The 21,516-nt window shown below is 60.4% G+C and carries 21 protein-coding genes, 4 tRNA genes and 2 pseudogenes; 19 read left to right on the forward strand and 8 right to left on the reverse strand.

Going from position 1 to position 21,516, the window contains the following annotated elements:
* Window positions 1-19 precede the first annotated feature (19 nt).
* The 5 genes from LXM55_RS17290 (at window position 20) to LXM55_RS17310 (ending at window position 2,560) form a co-directional block, all read left to right on the forward strand.
* Complete coding sequence (locus LXM55_RS17290; RefSeq protein ID WP_233321467.1) at window positions 20-1,231, forward strand: O-succinylhomoserine sulfhydrylase; 1,212 nt, start codon at window positions 20-22, stop codon at window positions 1,229-1,231.
* A complete protein-coding gene (locus LXM55_RS17295; RefSeq protein ID WP_233321468.1) occupies window positions 1,228-2,004 on the forward strand; it encodes an SDR family oxidoreductase in 777 nt (258 codons plus the stop codon). Before LXM55_RS17290 ends, LXM55_RS17295 begins: the two co-directional genes overlap by 4 nt.
* A 166-nt stretch (window positions 2,005-2,170) precedes the next feature.
* Window positions 2,171-2,246, forward strand: a tRNA-Val gene (locus tag LXM55_RS17300).
* A 59-nt stretch (window positions 2,247-2,305) separates the two neighbouring features.
* A tRNA-Asp gene (locus LXM55_RS17305) sits at window positions 2,306-2,382 on the forward strand.
* Window positions 2,383-2,483: 101 nt separating this feature from the next.
* A tRNA-Asp gene (locus LXM55_RS17310) sits at window positions 2,484-2,560 on the forward strand.
* A 197-nt stretch (window positions 2,561-2,757) separates the two neighbouring features.
* Here LXM55_RS17310 and LXM55_RS17315 read toward each other — a convergent pair.
* Window positions 2,758-4,041 carry an NAD(P)/FAD-dependent oxidoreductase gene (locus tag LXM55_RS17315; protein ID WP_233321469.1) on the reverse strand — a complete coding sequence of 428 codons (1,284 nt, stop codon included), beginning with the start codon at window positions 4,039-4,041 and terminating at the stop codon, window positions 2,758-2,760.
* 187 nt (window positions 4,042-4,228) lie between these two features.
* Here LXM55_RS17315 and LXM55_RS17320 point away from each other — a divergent pair.
* Window positions 4,229-4,305: transfer RNA gene (locus LXM55_RS17320), tRNA-Val, on the forward strand.
* 187 nt (window positions 4,306-4,492) lie between these two features.
* Here the strand turns inward: LXM55_RS17320 and LXM55_RS32705 are convergent.
* The 3 genes and pseudogenes from LXM55_RS32705 to LXM55_RS17335 all read right to left on the reverse strand — a co-directional run.
* Window positions 4,493-4,937, reverse strand: a pseudogene (locus LXM55_RS32705) (CatB-related O-acetyltransferase); the annotation flags it as partial.
* Window positions 4,938-5,086: 149 nt separating this feature from the next.
* Window positions 5,087-5,704, reverse strand: a complete 618-nt coding sequence (gene prfH, locus LXM55_RS17330) for a peptide chain release factor H (RefSeq protein WP_233321470.1) — start codon at window positions 5,702-5,704, stop codon at window positions 5,087-5,089.
* Window positions 5,704-6,837 carry an RNA ligase RtcB family protein gene (locus tag LXM55_RS17335; protein WP_233321471.1) on the reverse strand — a complete coding sequence of 378 codons (1,134 nt, stop codon included), beginning with the start codon at window positions 6,835-6,837 and terminating at the stop codon, window positions 5,704-5,706. Before LXM55_RS17335 ends, prfH begins: the two co-directional genes overlap by 1 nt.
* 498 nt (window positions 6,838-7,335) lie before the next feature.
* On the opposite strand from LXM55_RS17335, the gene LXM55_RS17340 reads away from it, so the two are divergent.
* The 5 genes and pseudogenes from LXM55_RS17340 (at window position 7,336) to LXM55_RS17360 (ending at window position 11,184) form a co-directional block, all read left to right on the forward strand.
* Entirely contained in the window at window positions 7,336-7,686 is a 351-nt protein-coding gene (locus tag LXM55_RS17340; RefSeq protein ID WP_233321472.1) for a hypothetical protein, read from the forward strand.
* 327 nt (window positions 7,687-8,013) lie between these two features.
* Window positions 8,014-8,643, forward strand: a complete 630-nt coding sequence (locus tag LXM55_RS17345) for a lytic polysaccharide monooxygenase auxiliary activity family 9 protein (RefSeq protein WP_233321473.1) — start codon at window positions 8,014-8,016, stop codon at window positions 8,641-8,643.
* 45 nt (window positions 8,644-8,688) lie between these two features.
* Window positions 8,689-10,155, forward strand: coding sequence for a glycosyl hydrolase family 18 protein (locus LXM55_RS17350; protein WP_233321474.1), 1,467 nt, complete (start codon window positions 8,689-8,691; stop codon window positions 10,153-10,155).
* Between the two features lie 256 nt (window positions 10,156-10,411).
* Window positions 10,412-10,663: pseudogene (locus tag LXM55_RS17355) on the forward strand (DUF2214 family protein); the annotation flags it as partial.
* Window positions 10,664-10,743: 80 nt separating this feature from the next.
* Window positions 10,744-11,184: a bleomycin resistance protein gene (locus LXM55_RS17360; protein ID WP_233321475.1), complete on the forward strand. Its 441-nt coding sequence runs from the start codon at window positions 10,744-10,746 to the stop codon at window positions 11,182-11,184.
* A gap of 238 nt (window positions 11,185-11,422) precedes the next feature.
* Here LXM55_RS17360 and csrA read toward each other — a convergent pair whose 3' ends face one another.
* The gene (csrA, locus tag LXM55_RS17365) at window positions 11,423-11,617 is read right to left on the reverse strand and encodes a carbon storage regulator CsrA (RefSeq protein ID WP_007920550.1); all 195 of its coding nucleotides are present in this window, start codon (window positions 11,615-11,617) and stop codon (window positions 11,423-11,425) included.
* A 265-nt stretch (window positions 11,618-11,882) separates the two neighbouring features.
* On the opposite strand from csrA, the gene LXM55_RS17370 reads away from it, so the two are divergent.
* Window positions 11,883-12,239 (forward strand): SPOR domain-containing protein, encoded by a 357-nt coding sequence (locus tag LXM55_RS17370; RefSeq protein WP_233321523.1) that lies wholly within the window; start codon window positions 11,883-11,885, stop codon window positions 12,237-12,239.
* A gap of 51 nt (window positions 12,240-12,290) precedes the next feature.
* Here LXM55_RS17370 and LXM55_RS17375 read toward each other — a convergent pair whose 3' ends face one another.
* From LXM55_RS17375 to LXM55_RS17385, 3 genes are all read right to left on the reverse strand, one after another.
* Window positions 12,291-12,980 carry an endonuclease gene (locus tag LXM55_RS17375; RefSeq protein WP_233321476.1) on the reverse strand — a complete coding sequence of 230 codons (690 nt, stop codon included), beginning with the start codon at window positions 12,978-12,980 and terminating at the stop codon, window positions 12,291-12,293.
* A 4-nt stretch (window positions 12,981-12,984) separates the two neighbouring features.
* The gene (locus LXM55_RS17380) at window positions 12,985-13,254 is read right to left on the reverse strand and encodes a DUF1654 domain-containing protein (protein ID WP_110723117.1); all 270 of its coding nucleotides are present in this window, start codon (window positions 13,252-13,254) and stop codon (window positions 12,985-12,987) included.
* A 192-nt stretch (window positions 13,255-13,446) separates the two neighbouring features.
* The gene (locus LXM55_RS17385) at window positions 13,447-14,535 is read right to left on the reverse strand and encodes an asparaginase (RefSeq protein WP_047303134.1); all 1,089 of its coding nucleotides are present in this window, start codon (window positions 14,533-14,535) and stop codon (window positions 13,447-13,449) included.
* 338 nt (window positions 14,536-14,873) lie between these two features.
* Between LXM55_RS17385 and LXM55_RS17390 the strand changes: the two genes are divergently transcribed.
* From LXM55_RS17390 to rbsD, 7 genes are all read left to right on the forward strand, one after another.
* Complete coding sequence (locus LXM55_RS17390; protein WP_233321477.1) at window positions 14,874-15,326, forward strand: hypothetical protein; 453 nt, start codon at window positions 14,874-14,876, stop codon at window positions 15,324-15,326.
* Between the two features lie 272 nt (window positions 15,327-15,598).
* On the forward strand, window positions 15,599-16,555 hold the full coding sequence (locus tag LXM55_RS17395) for a sugar ABC transporter substrate-binding protein (RefSeq protein WP_233321478.1): 957 nt from the start codon (window positions 15,599-15,601) through the stop codon (window positions 16,553-16,555).
* Between the two features lie 57 nt (window positions 16,556-16,612).
* A complete protein-coding gene (locus LXM55_RS17400) occupies window positions 16,613-18,166 on the forward strand; it encodes a sugar ABC transporter ATP-binding protein (protein WP_233321479.1) in 1,554 nt (517 codons plus the stop codon).
* Complete coding sequence (locus LXM55_RS17405; protein ID WP_233321480.1) at window positions 18,163-19,140, forward strand: ABC transporter permease; 978 nt, start codon at window positions 18,163-18,165, stop codon at window positions 19,138-19,140. Before LXM55_RS17400 ends, LXM55_RS17405 begins: the two co-directional genes overlap by 4 nt.
* Before the next feature lie 3 nt (window positions 19,141-19,143).
* Window positions 19,144-20,166: a LacI family DNA-binding transcriptional regulator gene (locus tag LXM55_RS17410; protein ID WP_233321481.1), complete on the forward strand. Its 1,023-nt coding sequence runs from the start codon at window positions 19,144-19,146 to the stop codon at window positions 20,164-20,166.
* A 24-nt stretch (window positions 20,167-20,190) separates the two neighbouring features.
* A complete protein-coding gene (rbsK, locus tag LXM55_RS17415) occupies window positions 20,191-21,108 on the forward strand; it encodes a ribokinase (protein WP_233321482.1) in 918 nt (305 codons plus the stop codon).
* A complete protein-coding gene (gene rbsD, locus LXM55_RS17420; protein WP_233321483.1) occupies window positions 21,105-21,509 on the forward strand; it encodes a D-ribose pyranase in 405 nt (134 codons plus the stop codon). The genes rbsK and rbsD overlap by 4 nt, the downstream gene beginning before the upstream one ends.
* Window positions 21,510-21,516 lie beyond the last annotated feature (7 nt).

Raw genomic sequence — 21,516 nt, forward strand, 5'->3', positions numbered from 1 at the left:
GACATTAGGAGTAGGCGGCATGAGTCAGGATTGGGATGCCGGTCGGCTGGACAGCGACCTTGAAGGCGTAGCGTTCGATACCCTGGCGGTGCGCGCCGGTCAGCACCGCTCGCCGGAAGGCGAGCACGGTGATCCGATGTTCTTCACCTCCAGCTATGTGTTCCGCACCGCTGCTGATGCGGCGGCGCGGTTCGCTGGCGAAGTGCCGGGCAACGTCTATTCGCGTTACACCAACCCCACGGTGCGCTCTTTCGAGGAGCGTATCGCGGCCCTGGAAGGTGCCGAGCAGGCAGTGGCTACGGCGACCGGCATGGCGGCCATTCTCTCGGTGGTCATGAGCCTGTGCAGTGCTGGCGATCACGTGCTGGTGTCGCGCAGCGTGTTCGGCTCGACCATCAGCCTGTTCGAGAAGTATTTCAAGCGCTTCGGTGTTGAAGTCGATTACGTGCCCCTGGCGGATCTGTCCGGCTGGGATGCGGCGATCAAGAGCAACACCAAGCTGCTGTTTGTTGAATCTCCCTCCAATCCGCTGGCCGAGTTGGTGGATATCGCCGCGCTGGCCGAGGTGGCTCATGCCAAGGGCGCGATGCTGGTGGTCGACAACTGCTTCTGCACTCCGGCCTTGCAGCAACCCTTGAAGCTGGGCGCGGACGTGGTGGTGCATTCGGCCACCAAGTTCATCGACGGCCAGGGTCGTTGCATGGGCGGCGTGGTGGCCGGGCGCAGCGAGCAGATGAAAGAAGTGGTGGGTTTCCTGCGGACGGCGGGGCCGACCCTGAGTCCGTTCAATGCCTGGATCTTCCTCAAGGGCCTCGAAACCCTGAATCTGCGCATGCGCGCCCATTGTGCCAACGCCCTGGCCCTGGCTGAGTGGCTGGAACAGCAGGATGGCGTCGAGAAAGTGCACTACGCAGGTCTTGCCAGCCACCCGCAGCACGAACTGGCCAAGCGTCAGCAGCGTGGTTTCGGTGCGGTGGTGAGTTTCGAGGTCAGGGGCGGCAAAGAGGGCGCCTGGCGCTTTATCGATGCCACCCGCCTGATTTCGATCACGGCCAACCTGGGTGACAGCAAAACCACCATTACTCATCCGAGCACGACTTCCCACGGGCGCCTGGCGCCTCAGGAGCGTGAAGCGGCCGGGATTCGCGACAGCCTGATCCGCATTGCAGTGGGCTTGGAAGACGTGGTCGACCTGCAGGCCGACCTGGCTCGCGGCCTGGCCGCCTTGTGATCGAGTTGTCCACGCCTCAGGGCGGCGGCAATGGCCGTGTCGCGCTGGTAACGGGTGCGGCGCGGGGCATTGGTCTGGGGATCGCGGCCTGGCTGATCAGCGAAGGTTGGCAAGTGGTGCTGACCGACCTGGATCGCGAGCGGGGTTCCAAGGTGGCCCGGGTGCTGGGTGAGAATGCCTGGTTCATCACCATGGACGTGGCCGATGAGGCGCAGGTGGCTCAGGGTGTGGCTGAGGTGCTGGGGCAGTTCGGGCGCCTGGATGCTCTGGTCTGCAATGCCGCTGTGGCCGATCCGCACAACATCACCCTGGAAAGCCTGGATCTGGCCTACTGGAATCGCGTCATGGCGGTGAACCTGGGCGGGCCGATGTTGCTGGCCAAGCACTGTGCGCCGTATCTGCGCGCGCATGGCGGCGCGATCGTCAACCTGGCGTCCACCCGTGCCCGGCAATCCGAGCCGGACAGCGAAGCCTATGCGGCAAGCAAGGGTGGCTTGCTGGCCTTGACCCATGCCCTGGCAATCAGCCTGGGGCCGGAAATTCGGGTCAATGCGGTGAGTCCGGGCTGGATCGATGCCCGTGATCCAGCGCTGCGTCGTGCCGAGCCTTTATCCGATGCCGATCATGCCCAGCATCCTGCGGGCAGGGTGGGGACGGTGGAGGATGTGGCATCGATGGTGGCCTGGTTGCTGTCGCGCAATTCGGGTTTTGTCACCGGCCAGGAGTTCGTGGTGGATGGTGGCATGACCAAGAAAATGATTTATCAGGCGTGAGGTTGCGCCAGGCTTTAAGCGGCAGGTGAGTCGTGCGGTTGTGTGTCAGTTGCTTTTTTCTCGCGGCTGGCGGCTGGACACTTCTGCTGTTTTTGAAAAAAACTTCAAGCCTGCTATTGACTTAGCTTCGTTACCTGCGTAAATTTCGCGGCCTCAGCGAAGCAAAGGGTGATTAGCTCAGCCGGGAGAGCGTCTGCCTTACAAGCAGAATGTCGGCGGTTCGATCCCGTCATCACCCACCATTTCCTGAGTGTCTTTCGCAAGAAAGACGGAAGCTTCCAAGGAAGCCTCCAACCGACGCGCAGCGGTAGTTCAGTCGGTTAGAATACCGGCCTGTCACGCCGGGGGTCGCGGGTTCGAGTCCCGTCCGCTGCGCCATATTTTCCAAGCCAGGCTCGCCTGGTTTGAGATTGAAAAGCCTCGAAGCTTTTTGGTCAGACGATTTAAACGGTTCACATGGGCGCAAGTCCAAGCGATACGCAGCGGTAGTTCAGTCGGTTAGAATACCGGCCTGTCACGCCGGGGGTCGCGGGTTCGAGTCCCGTCCGCTGCGCCATATCAGCTTCAAGGATCACTGAACGCCTTGAAGCAGCGAAACAAACCCAAGGGTTTGATTCGTATCGATAGCAAAGACCCTGGTCGAGAGACCGGGGTTTTTTGTTTGTGGAATTTGCCTTTTGGCAGAGCCTGTTGCTTGAGCATGAAAAACCGCCTGTTCGGCGGTTTTTTTGTGGCTGCGAAAAACTTGGGCTATCAGAAGCCGAGCTTGTCGCGAAGGCTGTAGTACCAGGCGCCCAGGGCGGTGAATGGCGTGCGCAGCAACTGGCCGCCGGGGAAGGGGTAGTGGGGCAGGTCGGCGAAGGCGTCAAAGCGCTCCGCCTGGCCGCGCAAGGCCTCGGCCAGGACTTTGCCGGCCAGGTGGGTGTAGGTCACGCCGTGGCCGCTGCAGCCCTGGGAGTAGTAGATGTTGTCGCCCAGCCGGCCAACCTGCGGCAGGCGTGACAGGGTCAGCAGGAAGTTGCCAGTCCAGGCGTAGTCGATCTTCACGTTCTGCAGCTGTGGGAATGCCTTGAGCATCTTCGGTCGGATGATGGCCTCGATGTTGGCTGGGTCGCGGGCGCCATACACCACGCCGCCACCGAAAATCAGGCGCTTGTCGCCGGAGAGGCGGTAGTAGTCCAGCAGGTAGTTGCAGTCTTCGACGCAGTAGTCCTGGGGCAGCAGGCTGGCAGCCAGCTCATCGCCCAGGGGTTCGGTGGTGATCACCTGGGTGCCGCACGGCATGGACTTGGCCGCCAGCTCCGGAATCAGGTTGCCCAGGTAGGCATTGCCGGCAACGATGATGAACTTGGCGCGGACTTTTCCTTCTGGGGTGTGCACCAGCGGATTGGCGCCGCGCTCGATACGGATTGCCGGGGACTGCTCGTAGATAGTGCCACCCAGGGACTCCACGGCTGCCGCTTCGCCCAGTGCCAGGTTCAGTGGGTGGATATGGCCGCCGCTCATGTCGAGCATGCCGCCCTTGTACTGATCACAGGCCACGACTTCGCGAATCCGTCGCTCGTCCAGCAATTCCAGTTGAGTGTGGCCGTAGCGCTCCCACAGGCGCTTCTGCGACTCCAGGTGGCCCATCTGCTTGCTGGTCAGCGCAGCGAACACGCCGCCGTCTTTCAGGTCGCACTGGATCTGGTACTTGGCTACCCGTTCGCGAATGATCCTGCCGCCTTCGAACGCCATCTGTCCCAGCAGTTGTGCTTGCTTGGGGCCCACGCTGCGCTCGATCACGTCGATATCACGGCTGTAGCTGTTGACGATTTGCCCGCCATTGCGCCCTGAGGCACCAAAGCCGACCTTGGCGGCCTCCAGTACGGTCACGCGGAAGCCGCTCTCCAGAAGAAACAGGGCGCTGGACAGGCCGGTATAGCCCGCACCGATCACGCAGACATCGGTTTCAATCTCGCCTTGCAGCATCGGGCGTTCCGGAGTCGCATTGGCCGATGCCGCGTAATAGGACTGTGGGTAGGGAATGTTCGCCATCCTGCGACCTCATGTGTTTAATATATTTTACGAGTGCGCCGATGCTACCTGAGTTGCAAATGAGCTGCCAGACAGGAGAAAAAACTTCTTCACGCTCGGAAAATTAAAAAATTCGCATATTCATAGGCTTAGCTGCAAAAAAGGTGTTGACACCCCTCCGGAATTCCGTAGAATGCCGCCTCACAGCAGGCACGTAGCTCAGTTGGTTAGAGCACCACCTTGACATGGTGGGGGTCGTTGGTTCGAGTCCAATCGCGCCTACCAAACAAAATCCGCTCTGCTGGGCGGTCTAGAAGGGGTTCACCGAGAGGTGAGCCCCTTTTTTGTTTTGGGCGATTTTAACGGCTTTGCCAAGCCCTGTTCCGAGCCTCGGTTCGATAGCGCAATTCTTTGCGCCAATAACGGCTTGAAGAGGCAGGGAGCTCGCTCGGCAAGAGCGGATGTGCGCCAGCCAATGTTCAAACAAGGCCTCGACATTGGCGCTGGTCATCAGTGGCATTACCGCTTTCAACTGCTCGTTGCTCCAATGCCACCACTGCATTTCGAGAAGCATCTCTATGCGGCGATCGTCGAAGCGCTTGCGGATCATCTTGGCGGGGTTGCCGCCGATGATTGCATAGGGTTCCACATCTCGTGTCACCAGGGCCCGGGTGCCAATCACGGCACCGTCGCCGATCTTGATGCCTGGCATGACTACGGCTTCGGAGCCGATCCAGACGTCATTGCCAATCAGCTTGTCGACACCTTCATCACGAGGAAGGTAGCGCGCAATCATCAAAACTGTGGCCGTGGTAATAGCCGGAGTAGTAGCTGTAGCGTCCAACCCGGATATTCGGATGGGTAACTTGCCGGTCCAGTGTGATGCCTTTGAAGGGGCTTTCGAAGTAGTTGTTCATTGGCGTTTTCGCTCCATGTCTTCAGCTGCCGCTGCAGGTACCGCATCGGTTGCTGGTTGAAGATCTTTTACGTATTGCCCTGGTGTTTTCTGCCGTCAGCCGCGCACGCGGGAAGCCGTCATGCGAGCGGCTCCCCAAGCGAGGGATGATCAGTCCTGGGGGATAAACGCGCTGCCACTGAAGGTACGCACGGCATTGCCCCGTTCCACCTGGTGATGGGCGTCGCGGCGCTGCAAGCGAAGTTCCTGTGCGGACTGTTGTTGCCGGGCCGCAAGGCGCTGCTGGATCAACAGCTGGGCCAGGCGCTTGTTGTCATGCTGGCTGCGCTCGGATTGCACCTTGATGCTGATGCCGGTCGCTACATGGGTAGCGCGCACCGCGGAGTCGGTCTTGTTGACGTGTTGCCCGCCGGGGCCGGAGGCGCGCATGGTTTCGAAGCGGATCTCGCCGTCCGTGGATTTCGCCGGGGCACTGAACGGCTGGCCGGCGAAATACCAGTTCTTGCGCCGGTGCGCGGGTCGGTAAGGGCTTTTGCACACCCACAGCAGGGTGCCTGTCCAGCGTTCGGCCAGGCTTGCAGCGTGCTCGCCATCGAGGCTGAGCAGCACCGAGCGATGGGTGTCGTGGGCCTCGCCGGCAACCAGCTCGACAATGTCGAGGCGCACGTTCTGCGCTGCGGCTTCGTGATGCAGCAGACGCAGTGCCCGGGTGACCGCCAGTTCGCACTCGGCAGGCCCCTGGGCGGAAGATAGCTGGAGCAGCATCATCAGCAGCACCCCCGACGTTTGTAGGTCAGTACCGGTTTGAGCCGGGCGATGATTTTCACCAGGCCAGCGTCGCGCAGGCTGCCCACCACGCTGTCGATGCTCTTGTAGGCTTCGGGCGCCTCTTCGTACATCAGGCTGCGGTCTTCACAGATCACCCGGCTGCCCAGTTGGGTACGCTTGAGTTGATCGAAGCTGAAGCGTGTTGCCAGGCGGCCCTTGCAGTCGCTGCGTAGCCATTTGCGTCCGGCGCCGTGAGCCAGGGAGAAAAGGCTCAACGACGTGGCTATCGGCTGCACCAGGTAGCTGTAGTCGCCGCGGGAGCCAGGAATCACCACTGGGCCCTGGTCCGAAGGCGTGGCGCCCTTGCGATGCAGCCAGCCCGACACGCCGTCGACCTGCGCCGGGGACACCAGGTTGTGGTTGATGTCCAGCAGTGAATGGCCCTTGGCTCGCAGGTTGTGCAGCAAGCGTTCGGCAATCAACCACCGATTGGCTTCGGCAAAACGCAGGGCCTGGTCATGTTCCTGCAGGTACTGGCTGCCAGCGAGACTGTCCATCATCAGGCCGCTGTGACCGTGTTGTTCGACGTGGCGCCGCAAAATGGCTTCGCCCAGGCCGCGCGAGCCGCTGTGCACCAGTAGCAGCAGGGCTTTCGGGTCCAGTTTCAGCGCCTGCAAGGCGTCGGTGTCGTGGACCTGATCGAGCTGTTGCAGTTCGGCGAAGTGGTTGCCACCGCCGATGGTGCCCAGGGAGTGTTCGTGGCCGCTGGCGGGCAGTGCCAATTGCGCTCGTTGTTCATCCCATTGTTCATCCAGGGGAAGGTCGATGTTGCCGATTTTCTTTTCCAGCTTGTCGAGATTCAGGCGAGTGCTGGAAAGGTCGGTTTGCCACAGCGCCATGCCGCAGCCAATGTCGTTGCCCACCAGTGCCGGATAGGCCATTTCGGTGGAGAAAAATGCAGCACCTACCGGATAGCCTCGGCCTGGGTGCAGGTCCGGCATGCCGACGACCTGGCGCATGCCGGGCAGTTGGGCGGTGGTGTGCAGTTGCTGGAGCGCTTTGTCTTCGATCCAGGTGGTGTCGGAGGCGATCAGAGAGACGCCGTTCGACAAATGACGGATGCAAGTGTCCATGTCCAATTCCTGATTGGAAAAAATATTCAGGTAATGGCAGGACGAAGCGGGGGTTAAGCGAAGGCGCTAACGGGTAGCGGTTGCAGCGTTTAAACCAGGCACGTCCTGCAAGGGGTGATCAGCTGTTGCATGGTGGATCTCCTTGGCAAAAGTGTGGAAAGGGCGCGCAGGGTAATCCTTTGTCGGTGGGGCTGGCAATGGGTGTGGTGAAACAAAATGCACCTTTTGTGGCGTCCACGGTCGTAAAAGCATCACCGACCTGCTTTACCTGCTGACCGGCGAGCGTTCCCGGTTGTCCGAGGGCAGCCTGAGCCGGAATGAAAGCGCCATTATCCAGAACTACCGGCATCTGGGTGGCGAGGACCAGGAAGCCATCGCCCAGTTGGCATCGTCGCTGGCAGAGTGTTGAGGGATGTGGCGAGGTTTTTTCTTCTGCCCGCGCGCGTTTTTTGCCGCTGTCTGAGCGATACTCTCGCGTTTTCAGGACGAGGAAGCAGCATGCGGGTTTTGATCGCGGTAATGGTTGCGGCGCTGTTGGCCGGCTGTGCGAGTTCCACCATGGATGAGGCGCGTGCCAGAACACCCAGCAAGACCCTGACCTCGGCCAAGGCTGATCAACTGGTGGCGCAGTGTGTGCAGTTCGCCTGGCAGGACGAGGCGGTCTTCGGTGTCGATGCCGCCGCTTACCTGCAGCCGGGCAAGGCTGGGGGGTATACGGTGTATACCCGCTCTGCCGAGTCCTTTGTCGATATCAAGGCTGAACCTGCTGGCACTACCGTGCATTTTTATGCCGTAGAAGACAGCTACGTTTCCAAACGCCGTCTGGCGGCCCTGGCGACCTGTCTCTAACGCAGGGCCTCGTGGCGCCATCAGCTAAAAAACCCGGCACTCGCCGGGTTTTGTCATTTATGGGTAGCGATATGTCGGCTAGTTGCTCTGGTTGCAGTTGGCGTCTCGCGAAAATAGCCAATAAGCCTGTAGCAAAGCGTGTAATACATTGCCTCTTCAAGCTGTCAGTTGAAATAAGGAAGTCCAGGGATTGTTAGGGCTGGCGTGGAGTTTTGTAAATTGGCCCGAATAGTTAGTTTTAGTGGTGATGAAAAAGCAGGGGGAAATGAGCTAACTTAAGGGTGCTCAACAAGGAGCGGTAGTTAATTAATCAATGGAGTGAAAGATATGAATAAGCCACAAGCTCAAGTTAAACATGGTCGCGTTGTTTCTCCGTCCAGCCGCGGTGCGGTGGCAGTGGAACTGGGGTTGCTGGGGACCTGGCAGGTCAATGAAATGGAAGGCGGGAAAAACTTCCCGGCACTGGTCGCCGGTCCTTTTCCAAAGCCTTATGACAGTGATGTGGCCAGTGCTGTACCGCCGGCTGATGGCCACATTCTCAGCGGTGGCAAGGTTGATGAGCGCGATTGCATCAACTTCACCAACGAGGAAATGTCGAAAAAAATCAACCGTCCCTTCAGCTGGCCGCTGGTGAATGTGAATCCGGGCCAGGTGTTTCAGGTGCAGTGGGAATACACCGCTCCCCACGTTACCCGGGGCTATAGCTGGTTCATCACCAAAGACGGCTGGGACCCGAAACAGCGTATCAGCCGGGCACAATTGGAGCCTCAGGCGTTCTATCAGGACTTCTATACCGAAGTTCCATTCGACAAGTTTGGCTCGGTATTGAAAGCCAAGACTCAGCATGAAGTTGTACTGCCCAAGAATAAGAAGGGGCACCATGTTGTGGTGCTGGTGTGGATTGTTGCCAATACGGGTAACGGTTTCTACCAAGCTTTCGATCTGGATTTCAAATAAGTCGCAGTTATTTAACATTCACTAACAGTTCTGAAGGATTAGAACGTGGATAAAATCGATTTTTCATTAATCAAGAGCCAGGCCGCAGACGCCGCCTCCCTGATGCCGAGCATTGCCGGCAAGAAGGTGCTCATGGGCTTCTGGCACAACTGGGCAGCCGGTCACAGCGACGGTTACCAGCAGGGGCAATTTGCCAACCTGGACCTGGTCGACGTGCCCAAGGAATACAACGTGGTGGCGGTGGCCTTCATGAAGGGCAACGGCATTCCCACTTTCAGGCCCTATAAGCTTTCGGACGCCGAATTCCGGCGTCAGGTGGGCGTGCTCAACAGCCAGGGGCGGGCGGTGTTGATCTCCCTGGGCGGTGCAGATGCGCATATCGAGTTGCACAAGGGCAACGAACAGCCCCTGGCCAACGAGATCATCCGGCTGGTGGAAACCTACGGTTTCGATGGCCTGGATATCGATCTGGAGCAGAGCGCCATCGACTTTGCCGATAACAAGAGCGTGCTGCCTGCCGCCCTGAAGCTGGTGAAGGATCATTACGCCGGCCAGGGCAAGCATTTCATCATCAGCATGGCGCCGGAGTTTCCGTACCTGACCAGCAATGGCAAGTACGTGGCCTATCTGCAGGCCCTGGAAGGCTATTACGACTTTGTCGCGCCGCAGTTCTACAACCAGGGCGGCGACGGGCTCTGGGTGCAAGAAGCCAACGGCGGGCAGGGAGCCTGGATCGCCCAGAACAACGATGCGATGAAAGAGGACTTCCTCTATTACCTGAGCGAAAGCCTGGCGAGCGGCACCCGTGGTTACACCCGCATCGCCGCGGACAAGCTGGTAATAGGTTTGCCGAGCAATGTCGATGCGGCTGCCACCGGCTATGTGATTGACCCCTCGGCGGTGAGTAACGCGTTCAAGCGTTTGCAGGGCGCCGGTCACGCCATCAAGGGATTGATGACCTGGTCGGTGAACTGGGATGCCGGAATCAGCCGGCAGGGCGTGCATTACAACTGGGAGTTCTGCAACCGTTATGCACCGTTGATCCATGGTGACAGTGGCGAGCCGGAGCGCCCCGGGGCTCCGGGCAACCTGCTGGTGCTCAACACTGGTCGCAATAGCGTCAGCCTGAGCTGGAGTGTTTCCGCAGGCGTGCGGCCGGTAGAGTTCTACACCCTGTATCGCGATGGCAATGCAGTAGCCAGGACCCCAGCCCCGGGCTTTGAGGATCAGGGGCTGAGCGCTGATACCCAGTACAGTTACTTCGTCACGGCCACCGACACCCAGGGACGGGAATCGCTCCCCAGTCGCAGTGTGAGTGCCAGGACCACTGGCGGTGTGGTCGATCCGAGCTTTCCGGAGTGGCGCACCAGCCAGCGCTATCGCCGGGAAGATGGGGTGAGCTATGAGGGCAATCGTTACCTGTGTCTTCAGGAGCACACGTCGAACCCGTCCTGGACGCCGCCCGTGGCGTTCACCTTGTGGAGCAAGGTGTTGCAGGAGCGTCATGGCTGAGTACTGATGGTCATTGACGGCATGAATGGCCAGGCGGTTCTCACGGAGTTTTCGATCCGTGCGAACCGCTTTTTTGTTTTCGATCACCGGCAACCGCCCAGGTTATGAACTATTACTGAGGCGCTCGGGTGGATCGATCAATCAAGCGGAGTCGAGCCAGATGTTGCAGCAATGATGGCTGGCGGCCGTGCATTTGCTGGCGCGTTCACCGGGGTGCTGGCGCGGGTTGCGACGCTGCGTCGTTTGAGTGGCGCTGGGGGCGGACTACTGCCTGCACCAGCCGCTGTTTCATCTGAAGATGGCGCTGTTTGTTGTCATTTTGTTACTGGAAGTCCTGCCGTTGCTGACCTTGATCAAATGGCGTTTGGCGCGTGCGCGCGGCACGGTGCTGGAAACTGGACGGGCGCTGCTGCTTGCCCGTATCAGCCACGTGCAGGCCTGGTTGCTGGTCCTGGTGGTTATCGCGGCCAGCGGCATGGCGCGTGGAGTGACCTGGGCTCAGTTGTAATCATTGGTAAGCGGGGGCTGCACCCTGCGGTGGCTTGAGAGTAGGCTCGCGGCTCGATCAATGAGCGATGGAAGCCTCTGATGTTTCAAATGAATGACCTGGTTCCGGAAATGCTGGTCACGGACCTGCAGCAAAGTCTGGCCTTCTACCGCGATACGCTGGGTTTCAAGGTGGAGTATCAGCGACCGGAACACTTCTTTGCCTTTCTTTCCCTCAATGGCGCCCAGCTGATGCTGGAGCAGGATGATCGGCAGGAGTCGGAGTGGCGGGTCGGTCCATTGCAGGCTCCGTTTGGTCGCGGCATGAACCTGTCCATCGAGTGTCCGGATATTCGCCAGCTGGCGGCAGCCTTGGGCCAGGCTGGCGTTGCTTTGCGTCGGGACATCCAGGAGTGCTGGTACCGTCACGACGATTTGTTGCACGGCGAGTTGAACCTGCTGGTGCTCGATCCGGATGGCTACCTGCTGCGTTTCACCCAGGACCTGGGCTTCAAGCCTGTGGAGCTGACGGCGGGCGCCTGACCGCGGAGCCGGCGCGCCGCCTGCAAGAGGGCGGCGGCGTGTGTCGGGAGTCAGCGGTCGGGCTCGCCACGGGAAGGGGGCGATAGTCAGTGGTTGATGACAGTCTGGTGAGCGGGAATGTGCTGTGCCTGCAACCCGGTCAGGGCATGCAGACGGTCTGCGGGGCAAAGCTCAAGGCAAGCAAGACAGACGCTGCGCCAGCCATTGTGCGCGGGCAAAGGGCTGGTGCTCATGCTGCTCAAGGGGTTTCGCGTTTGTCCGGAGCGGTCAGGCCTGCCTGAATGCGTTGATAAATTTCTTCACGGTGTACAGCCACGTCTTTTGGCGCGTTGATACCAATGCGCACTTGCTGGCCGCTGACGCCGAGGATGGTGATCGTAATGTCGTCACCGATGTTTATGCTTTCACCGACTTTGCGGGTGAGTATCAGCATGATCTTCTCCTTGATAGCTTTGTAGGGCACCAGATTCAAACAGTGCAGAGGTCGGTCTTAGGTATAGATTAGTGCGAAGTTCCACTGAGTGGGTGCATCTTTCTGACGCGCAGACGATCTATTAATTCCCAAGGCGCAACTATACAGAGGCAATAAATATCATTCTTCCTGTTTCGGTCTGATTTTGTGACGAGGTCTCTCGGGTCTTGAGTGCTAAAATCGCCGCCTCAGACTATCTAGGGGTTAGGTTGTGCGCACAGTAGCGATGATGATGGCGGTGTTGGCCTTGGTCGGTTGTGGCGAAGGCAAGCGGGTCGAAGCGAACAAGAGCGCTCCGGTGGCAGCGCAGGTTCAGCCGGCGCCGGCCTCGACCACGCCGCAATGGGATGTGCTGGTCGGCAGCCAACTACCCCTGGCGGTGAGCGACCTGACCGGCTGGCTGATCGAGCACGGGATCATTTCCAATGTGCTGACCGTAGAGGGCAAGCGCCTGGTGGTGGTCGGCCCGTTTGCTTCCCAGGCCGAAGCCGAGGCCAAGAAGAATGAAGTGATCGAAAAGCTGGTCAAGGCCAAGAAGCGCGATATCGACGTCACTGTCATCGAGCATCAAACCGCGCAGTAAACCTGTTTGCACAGGATCCAGGATCGCCCGCGCTCAGCGGGCGATCTGCTTTCAGCCGCAAGCCTTGAGGTTGACCGCGCCGACGAATTCATTGCCGCGCCCCATGACGCAGGCCACGCTCTGATTGCGCTGGCGTTCCCAGTCTTGCACCGGGTAGGTCTTGTTCCAGGCTTCGAAGAGCTGTCGGTCCTGCTTGGACAGGCGCAGGCCGTACTGCTTGCTCATGTAGAAGTAGGTGCGGGCGATCATTCCGCGAATCGAAGGCCGGGGCATGACCTTCTTGGCCTTGAAGTCGACCTGGGTCAGGCACGAACCGTACTGGCCCGATTGCTCCGGCAGCCAGCCGAAGCTGAAGTTGCTGCGGTCGCCGTTCACTTCGCCAATGCTCGGCACCAGGTTGTGCAGATCAGCTTCGGCGCGTTGATACACCGAGTCGGTGCGCGTGCAGTTCTTGCGGCCGCCTTGCTGCCAGCACTGGCGCTGATGGCCGATCTGCCAGGCCGGCACGATGTGCTCCCATTCGATGCGTTCGGCGCGCTTGGCGTTTTTGCGTGGCACATAGCCGCAAGCGGCCAGGTTCACCCGGTTGCCGGTGTACTTGCAGCCGCAATAGAACTCGGTGGATTGGGGGGCGTAGAGCTTCCAGGCGACTTTCTTGGCTTCGCTGAAGGTGCGGGGCGCATCGGCTTGGGCGGTACAGGCGAGAAACAGCAACAGCAGGGCAAAACAGCGGACACTCATCGACTCAGTCTTCCTTCGGCACGACCCAGAAAATCTGCACACCGCCATCGTCGCGATAGGCGAGGGTGACGTTGTCGTTTTCGGCGATTTCTTCCAGCAAGCGTTCCCATTCGTCCTGCGGTTCATCGGCGAGGCGGAAAATCAGTGCTGCCTTGGCCTTTTGCGCGGTGGGAGAGTTGATGATTTTCTGGATGCGCACACCCAGGCGTTCGTAGGAGCTGAGGGGCGTTTGGGTCGTGGCCACGGAACAATCCTTATTAAGCTGTACGCACATACAGTATTTAACTGTAGGGCATTTCGCAACTGCTTAAAATTCAAGAAGTTCCTCTGACAACGCTTTACGCATTTGTCTCACGAGGCGGGCAGATATTTTTACTGGGAGGAGGGAGGTGGTACCGGGACCACCCGCCCGGGCGGGCGAGTGGTTGCAAGCTTGCTCGACCGGGGCCGGTCGAGCAGGGTTCTGTCAGTATTCCCAGAACATGCGTTGCAGTTCCTTGCTGTCCTGAGTCTTGGTCAGGGCGACCATGGCCAGGATGCGGGCTTTCTGCGGGTTCAGGTCATGAGCCACGACCCAGTCGTACTTGTCGTCAGGCTGTTCGGCGTTGCGCAGGACGAAACCACCGGCATTGACGTGGGAAGAACGAATGATCTGGACGCCGTTCTTGCGCAGTTCCTGCAGGGCAGGGACCACACGGGAAGACACCGAGCCGTTGCCGGTACCGGCGTGGATGATGGCTTTGGCGCCACCTTGGGCCAGGGCCTTGTAGGCGGTGTCGCTGACGTTGCCGTAGCCGTAGGCGATTTCTACGTCAGGCAGGCTCTTGATGTTCTTGATATCGAATTCCGAATCCATGGTGTGGCGCTTGGCTGGCAGGCGGAACCAGTAGGATTTGCCTTCCACCACCATGCCCAGCGGGCCCCATGGGCTCTTGAAGGCTTCGGTCTTGATGTTGATCATCTTGCTGACATCGCGGCCAGACTGGATTTCGTCGTTCATGGTCACCAGTACGCCTTTGCCGCGAGCGTTCTTGCTGCCAGCGACGGCCACGGCGTTGTACAGGTTGAGCATGCCGTCAGCCGACATTGCGGTGCCTGGGCGCATGGAGCCGACCACAACGATTGGCTTGTCGGTCTTTTCCACCAGGTTGAGGAAGTAGGCGGTTTCTTCCAGGGTGTCGGTACCGTGGGTGATGACGATGCCGTCTACGTCTTTGCTGTCGGCCAGTTCGGCAACGCGACGGCCCAGTTGCAGCAGGTTTTCGTTGGTGATGCTTTCCGAGGCGATCTGCATGACTTGCTCGCCACGCACGTTGGCCAGCTGGTTCAACTCCGGGATGCCGGCGATCAGTTGCTCGATGCCGACCTTGGCCGCCTGATAGGTGGCGCTGTTGGCGGCGCTGGCACCGGCGCCGGCGATAGTGCCGCCAGTGGCCAGAACCACGACATTGGCGAGTTTCTGTTGGGTTTCAGCTTCTTTGGCCTGCAGGGCGGCAGGTAGAAGCAGGAGGAGGGCCAAAGCGCCCGGGGCGAAGGATTTGAAGGCAGATTTCATTATTTTCTCTCTAGTAGTGAGACGGTGCTGATGCAGGTTCATCTAGAAACACCTCGGCGGCAGATCTGTTTGCGCCGAGGCAGCGAGGGTTGAGCAGGATCTGTACCAGCACTACCTTGGCCGGATAAGTATTTTAAGTTACTGATTTATATCAATTTTATTTCAATTTTTGGTCGCGTTGAGTCAAGCGGCGTCCGGGTTTCCGAACATTTGTGCAGCGCTGTGTTCGGCAATCCGAAAGTGCTCGTCGCCGGTCCTGGCGCGACTTCTTGCACATTCATTAAAGAATGTTCTGTGGCGGTCGATGATCCTTTTAGGATTTTTCACCAGGAGTTCCAATGTCACTGTCAGTCGGATTTCCAGGGGCAGGAGCCATTCTGATCAATGGCAAGACCCCCGCAACCATCGATGCATTGAGCGACGCCACCGCCGAGCAGGCGTCTAGCGCACTGGGCACCGACGAGTCGGGCACTTTGCGGGTCGGTTCCAGCAAGCAGGCCGAACAGTCTGAAAGCGAAAGCCCAAGCGAAGACAACCACAGCATCGTGGTAAAGATGCTGCTCAAGCGCATGCAGGAACTGCAGCAGCAACTTCGGGAGCAGCAACAGCAACTGGCTGCCGCCCAGGCCGCCGACTACCCAACCCCCGAGGCCAAGCAGACGGCAGTCATGGCCATTCAAGGGCAGGTTGCCGATACCAACGGTGCCCTGGCAGAGGTTTCGGGCAACCTGGTACGGGAGCTGGCCAAGGAGTCGTCTTCCTCCGGTGGTCTGGTGAATACCACCGCCTGAATCATCAGCCTGTCCGGGAGCATTTTCCGGGCAGGTTTTTCTCCAAGCGGCCGGCCGCGAATGGCTGCTCACGCTCTCTGATCGCACATTGAACAGCGTTGACAAACTCTGGCGAGGTTCGCATAGTTCGTTTTACGCAAACGTTTGCGCGGCACTCGGGAAACGATGATCGTCTATCTTTCCGAGGCATGGCGCCGGCCAGTGTCGCTGGAAACCTGGCGGCCCCGCCGGGCGAACGCTGCTCACAATAATCATAAGATCGGAGTGAACCCATGAAGCTGCCCTTTGCTGGACGTCTACTCGCGGTTGCTGTTCTGGCCGCTGCATCCGCTGCCCTTCCTGTCTCTTCGGCTCTGGCCGACACCCCACAGAAACCCAAGGTCGCCCTGGTCATGAAATCCCTGGCCAACGAGTTCTTCCTGACCATGGAAGACGGCGCCAAGGCTTATCAGAAAGAGCACTCCGCCGATTTTGACCTGGTGTCCAACGGCATCAAGGATGAAACCGATACCGCCAACCAGATCCGCATCGTCGAGCAGATGATCGTCTCCAAGGTCAATGCCCTGGTGATTGCGCCCGCCGACTCCAAGGCGATGGTGCCGGTGATCAAGAAGGCGGTGGACGCCGGGATCACGGTGATCAACATCGATAACCAGCTTGACCCCGCTGTGTTGAAGAGCAAGAACATCAGCGTGCCTTTCGTTGGGCCGGACAACCGCAAGGGCGCGCGCCTGGTGGGCGAGTACCTGGCCAAGCAACTCAAGGCTGGTGACGAAGTGGGGATCATCGAAGGGGTTTCCACCACCACCAACGCACAACAGCGCACTGCCGGCTTCAAGGATGCGATGGACGCTGCGCAGATCAAGGTGGTGTCGCTGCAATCGGGCGACTGGGAAATCGACGCCGGCAACCGCGTGGCCTCGGCCATGCTCAGCGAATACCCGAACCTCAAGGCATTGCTCGCCGGTAACGACAGCATGGCGGTGGGCGCGGTCTCGGCCGTACGGGCCGCCGGCAAGGCGGGCAAGGTGCAGGTGGTGGGCTACGACAACATTAACGCCATCAAGCCGATGCTCAAGGATGGCCGAGTCCTGGCCACGGCCGATCAGTTCGCTGCCAAGCAGGCGGTGTTCGGTATCGAGACGGCACTGAAGATCCTCAAGGGCGAGAAGGTCGACAGCGGTACCCAAGGCGTGATCGAAACTCCGGTTGAGCTGGTCACCCAGTAATCATTGCGGCGGTACAACGGCGCTCGCCCGGTCGGGCGGGCGCATGGAGAGTTTCCTATGTCAGTTTCCGCTGCCAACGCTGTCCTATCGGTCAGCGGTATCGGCAAGACTTATGCCCAACCGGTGTTGAGCGGCATCGACCTGACGCTGCTGCGCGGTGAAGTGCTGGCGCTTACCGGTGAGAACGGTGCCGGCAAGAGCACCCTGTCGAAGATCATCGGCGGCCTGGTCAGCCCCACCACAGGGCATATGCAGTTCAACGGCCAGGACTATCGCCCCGGCAGCCGCGCCCAGGCCGAGGAACTGGGTATTCGCATGGTGATGCAGGAACTCAACCTGCTGCCGACGCTGTCTGTGGCCGAGAACCTGTTTCTTGACAACCTGCCCAGCAGTGCTGGCTGGATCAGCCGTCGGCAACTGCGCAAGGCGGCGATCGAGGCCATGGCCCAGGTCGGCCTGGACGCCATCGACCCCGACACCCTGGTGGGCGAGCTGGGCATTGGCCATCAGCAAATGGTGGAGATTGCCCGCAACCTGATCGGTGACTGCCATGTGCTGATTCTCGATGAGCCCACCGCCATGCTCACGTCCCGTGAGGTGGAGATGCTCTTCGAGCAAATCACCCGCCTGCAGGCCCGAGGCGTGTCGATCATCTACATCTCCCATCGCCTGGAAGAACTGGCCCGGGTCGCGCAGCGCATTGCGGTGTTGCGTGACGGTTGCCTGGTCTGTGTCGAGCCGATGGCCAATTACAACAGTGAGCAGTTGGTGAACCTGATGGTGGGGCGCGAGCTGGGCGAGCATATCGACCTTGGCGAGCGCAACATCGGTGCGCCAGCGCTGACGGTGAGCAATCTCAGCCGCGCGGACAAGGTTCGCGATGTCTCCTTCGAGGTGCGCAGCGGCGAGATCTTTGGCATTTCCGGTCTGATTGGGGCGGGGCGCACCGAACTGCTGCGATTGATCTTTGGTGCTGACATCGCTGACAGCGGCAGCATCGCCCTGGGCACGCCGGCGCGGCCAGTGAGCATTCGCTCGCCGGTGGACGCGGTGGCCAACGGCATTGCACTGATCACCGAAGACCGCAAGGGCGAGGGGCTGCTGCTGAGCCAGTCGATCAGCGCCAATATCGCCCTGGGCAACATGCCGGCGATTTCCAGCAGCGGTCTGGTCAATGGCCAGGACGAGGAGCAGCTGGCCCGGCGGCAGATCGACGCCATGCGCATCCGCAGCTCCAGCCCGGCGCAACTAGTCAGTGAATTGTCCGGCGGCAATCAGCAGAAAGTGGTGATCGGTCGCTGGCTGGAGCGCGACTGTTCAGTGCTGCTGTTTGACGAGCCAACCCGTGGCATCGATGTCGGCGCCAAGTTCGATATCTACGGCCTGCTGGGAGACTTGACCCGCCAGGGCAAGGCCCTGGTGGTGGTGTCCAGCGACCTGCGGGAACTGATGCTGATCTGCGATCGCATCGGCGTGCTTTCGGCCGGGCGCTTGATCGACACCTTCGAGCGCGACAGCTGGACCCAGGATGAACTGCTTGCGGCGGCGTTTGCCGGCTATCAAAAACGAGATGCGCTGCTCAATGAAGCGGCGCCTAGGAATGCATCATGAAAACTGCACCGGCAAGCGGCAAGCGAGGCGGCCATTACTACGGCCTCGGTACTTACCTGGGGTTGGCGGGGGCGTTGCTGGGGATGATCGTGCTGTTCTCCCTGCTCAGCAGCCACTTCCTGTCCTATGACACCTTCAGCACCCTGGCCAACCAGATTCCCGACCTGATGGTGCTGGCGGTGGGCATGACCTTTGTCCTGATCATCGGCGGCATCGACCTGTCCGTGGGGTCGGTGCTGGCCCTGGCGGCATCAACCGTCAGCGTGGCGATTCTCGGCTGGGGTTGGGGGGTAGTGCCCGCGGCGCTGCTGGGCATGGCCTGTGCGGCGCTGGCGGGGACCGTCACCGGCTCGATCACCGTGGCTTGGCGCATTCCTTCGTTCATCGTGTCCCTGGGGGTTCTGGAGATGGCCCGCGGAGTGGCCTATCAGATGACCGGCTCGCGCACCGCGTACATCGGCGACGCGTTCGCCTGGTTGTCGAATCCGATTGCCTTTGGCATTTCGCCGTCGTTTATCATTGCCCTGCTGATTATCTTCCTGGCCCAGGCGGTGCTGACCCGTACCGTGTTCGGCCGCTATCTGATCGGCATCGGTACCAACGAAGAAGCGGTGCGCCTGGCGGGGATCAACCCCAAGCCCTACAAGATTCTGGTTTTCAGCCTGATGGGGTTGCTGGCCGGCATTGCTGCACTGTTTCAGATTTCTCGCCTGGAAGCGGCAGACCCGAATGCGGGCTCCGGTCTGGAGTTGCAGGTCATCGCCGCGGTGGTGATCGGCGGCACCAGCCTGATGGGCGGACGCGGCTCGGTGATCAGTACCTTCTTCGGCGTCTTGATTATTTCCGTGCTGGCTGCAGGCCTGGCGCAAATCGGCGCATCCGAACCGACCAAGCGCATCATCACCGGTGCGGTCATCGTGATTGCCGTGGTGCTGGATACCTATCGCAGCCAGCGCGCCAATCGGCGGGTTTGATTCATGGCAACCATCAAGGATGTGGCGGCGCTGGCGGGTATTTCCTACACCACGGTGTCCCACGTGCTGAACAAGACGCGCCCGGTCAGTGAAGAAGTGCGGGTCAAGGTCGAAGCGGCGATCAAGCGCCTGGACTATGTGCCCAGCGCGGTGGCGCGCTCGCTGAAGGCCAAGACCACGGCGACCATCGGGTTGCTGGTGCCCAACAGCCTCAACCCGTACTTTGCCGAGCTGGCTCGGGGGATCGAGGACTACTGTGAGCGCAACGGCTATTGCGTGATCCTCTGCAACTCCGACGACAACCCGGAGAAACAGCGCAACTACCTGCGGGTGTTGCTGGAAAAGCGCATTGACGGGCTGATCGTCACCTCGGCCGGCGGCGACAGCGGCCTGGCCCAGGGGCTGGCCGGGGTGCGCACGCCGATGGTGATTGTCGACCGCGGGCTGGAAGGGGTGGACGCCGATCTGGTGCGCATCGACCACCAGTACGGTGCCTACCTGGCGACTCGGCATCTGCTGCAGCTGGGGCATCGGGACATCGCCTGCATTGGGGGGCCGGGCAATACCAGCGTGGCGCAGTTGCGCCTGGCGGGATTTCAGCAGGCGCTGGGCGAGGCCGGCGTCGAGGTGCCGGCCGAGCGCATTCTGGAAAGTGATTTCAGCAGCACCGGCGGCTATCGCGCGGCGGCGCAGTTGCTCGATGGCGGACGGGCGCCGAGCGCGATCTTCGCCGGCAACGACATGATGGGCATCGGGGTGCTGCGCGCGGCGGCGGAGCGCAATATTCGCGTGCCCGGCGAGCTCTCGGTGATCGGCTTCGATGACATCCTCATGAGCCGTTATGTCTACCCGGCACTGACGACGGTCGGCCAGTCGATCCTGCAGTTGGGTGAAACCGCGGCGGAATTGCTGTTGCGGCGCATCGCCACTCCGGAGTTGCCGGTCGACCAGCGCATCGTTACACCGAATATCGTCTTGCGGGAGTCGACGGCGCCGCTCAGTGGCGCCTTCGCTGAATACCGTTGAACCCATTTGATTGAGTATCGATGTATGTCTGCAAAAGTAGTGGTGGTGGGTAGCCTCAACATGGACCTGGTGACCCGGGCCGAGCGCCTGCCCCGAGGGGGCGAGACGTTGATTGGCCAATCCTTCGCCACGGTTTCCGGTGGCAAGGGCGCCAACCAGGCGGTGGCCGCGGCCAGGTTGGGCGCGCCGGTATCGATGGTCGGCTGTGTCGGTGACGACGCCTATGGCGAGCAACTGCGTGGCGCATTGTTGGCCGAGCAGATCGATTGCCAGGCCGTCAGCGAGGTCGAGGGCTCCAGTGGCGTCGCGCTGATCGTGGTGGATGACAGTAGCCAGAATGCAATTGTCATTGTCGCTGGCGCTAACGGTCAGCTCAGTCCTGAAAAGGTCGCCGGGTTCGATCGGGTATTGCAGGAGGCCGAGGTGATCATCTGCCAGCTGGAGGTGCCCTTGGCAACAGTGGGCTACACCCTCAAGCGCGGGCGCGAGCTGGGCAAGACGCTGATTCTCAACCCGGCTCCGGCCAGTGCGCCGTTGCCGGCCGAGTGGTATGGCTCGATCGATTACCTGGTTCCCAATGAAAGCGAGGCCTCGGCCCTCAGTGGTGTGCCGGTGGACTCTCTGGAGAGCGCCGAAGTCGCTGCTGCCCGCTTGATCGCTGCCGGTGCGGGCAAGGTGATCATCACCCTCGGTGCCCAAGGTTCATTGTTCGCCAATGGCCATGGTTTCGAGCATTTTCCGGCGCCGAAGGTCAAGGCCATCGATACCACGGCGGCGGGGGATACCTTTGTCGGCGGATTTGCCGCTGCCCTGGCGAGCGGCAAGAGCGAGGCCGAGGCTATTCGTTTTGGCCAGGTGGCCGCCGCGTTGTCGGTGACACGCGCCGGTGCACAACCCTCCATTCCCACGCTGTCCGACGTACAGGCGTTCGTTCCTTCATGAAAAAGACACCTTTGCTCAATATTGCCCTGTCGCGCCTGATCGCCTCTCTGGGGCACGGCGATATCGTGGTGATCGGCGATGCGGGCCTGCCGGTGCCGCCAGGCGTCGAATTGATCGACCTGGCGCTGACCCATGGCGTTCCCGACTTTCTCGGCACCTTGAAGGTGCTGCTCAGTGAGATGCAGGTGGAGCGTCATGTGCTGGCTGAAGAGATTCTGCTCAAGCAGCCAGGCCCGCTCTCGGCGCTTGAAGCCATGACCGCCAGCGGTGAGCTGGGCGCGCGGCAGCTTCTGAGTCATGAAGAGTTCAAGCTGCTCAGTCGTCAGGCCCGTGCGGTGATTCGTACGGGGGAGTGCCAGCCGTATTGCAATATCGCCCTGATCGCCGGGGTGACCTTCTAGGCCGCTG

The sequence above is a fragment of the Pseudomonas sp. Au-Pse12 genome (assembly GCF_021341665.1).
Classification (GTDB): Bacteria; Pseudomonadota; Gammaproteobacteria; order Pseudomonadales; family Pseudomonadaceae; genus Aquipseudomonas.

Coding starts and splice junctions, on each gene's coding strand:
- LXM55_RS17375 (WP_233321476.1), bottom strand. CDS start 12,980: ATGAGTGTCCGCTGTTTTGCCCTGCTGTTGCTGTTTCTCGCCTGTACC.
- LXM55_RS17345 (WP_233321473.1), top strand. CDS start 8,014: ATGAATAAGCCACAAGCTCAAGTTAAACATGGTCGCGTTGTTTCTCCG.
- rbsK (WP_233321482.1), top strand. CDS start 20,191: ATGTCTGCAAAAGTAGTGGTGGTGGGTAGCCTCAACATGGACCTGGTG.
- LXM55_RS17370 (WP_233321523.1), top strand. CDS start 11,883: ATGATGATGGCGGTGTTGGCCTTGGTCGGTTGTGGCGAAGGCAAGCGG.
- LXM55_RS17400 (WP_233321479.1), top strand. CDS start 16,613: ATGTCAGTTTCCGCTGCCAACGCTGTCCTATCGGTCAGCGGTATCGGC.
- rbsD (WP_233321483.1), top strand. CDS start 21,105: ATGAAAAAGACACCTTTGCTCAATATTGCCCTGTCGCGCCTGATCGCC.
- LXM55_RS17340 (WP_233321472.1), top strand. CDS start 7,336: ATGCGGGTTTTGATCGCGGTAATGGTTGCGGCGCTGTTGGCCGGCTGT.
- LXM55_RS17380 (WP_110723117.1), bottom strand. CDS start 13,254: ATGTGCGTACAGCTTAATAAGGATTGTTCCGTGGCCACGACCCAAACG.
- LXM55_RS17410 (WP_233321481.1), top strand. CDS start 19,144: ATGGCAACCATCAAGGATGTGGCGGCGCTGGCGGGTATTTCCTACACC.
- LXM55_RS17385 (WP_047303134.1), bottom strand. CDS start 14,535: ATGAAATCTGCCTTCAAATCCTTCGCCCCGGGCGCTTTGGCCCTCCTC.
- LXM55_RS17405 (WP_233321480.1), top strand. CDS start 18,163: ATGAAAACTGCACCGGCAAGCGGCAAGCGAGGCGGCCATTACTACGGC.
- csrA (WP_007920550.1), bottom strand. CDS start 11,617: ATGCTGATACTCACCCGCAAAGTCGGTGAAAGCATAAACATCGGTGAC.
- LXM55_RS17395 (WP_233321478.1), top strand. CDS start 15,599: ATGAAGCTGCCCTTTGCTGGACGTCTACTCGCGGTTGCTGTTCTGGCC.
- prfH (WP_233321470.1), bottom strand. CDS start 5,704: ATGATGCTGCTCCAGCTATCTTCCGCCCAGGGGCCTGCCGAGTGCGAA.
- LXM55_RS17390 (WP_233321477.1), top strand. CDS start 14,874: ATGTCACTGTCAGTCGGATTTCCAGGGGCAGGAGCCATTCTGATCAAT.
- LXM55_RS17360 (WP_233321475.1), top strand. CDS start 10,744: ATGTTTCAAATGAATGACCTGGTTCCGGAAATGCTGGTCACGGACCTG.
- LXM55_RS17290 (WP_233321467.1), top strand. CDS start 20: ATGAGTCAGGATTGGGATGCCGGTCGGCTGGACAGCGACCTTGAAGGC.
- LXM55_RS17315 (WP_233321469.1), bottom strand. CDS start 4,041: ATGGCGAACATTCCCTACCCACAGTCCTATTACGCGGCATCGGCCAAT.
- LXM55_RS17335 (WP_233321471.1), bottom strand. CDS start 6,837: ATGGACACTTGCATCCGTCATTTGTCGAACGGCGTCTCTCTGATCGCC.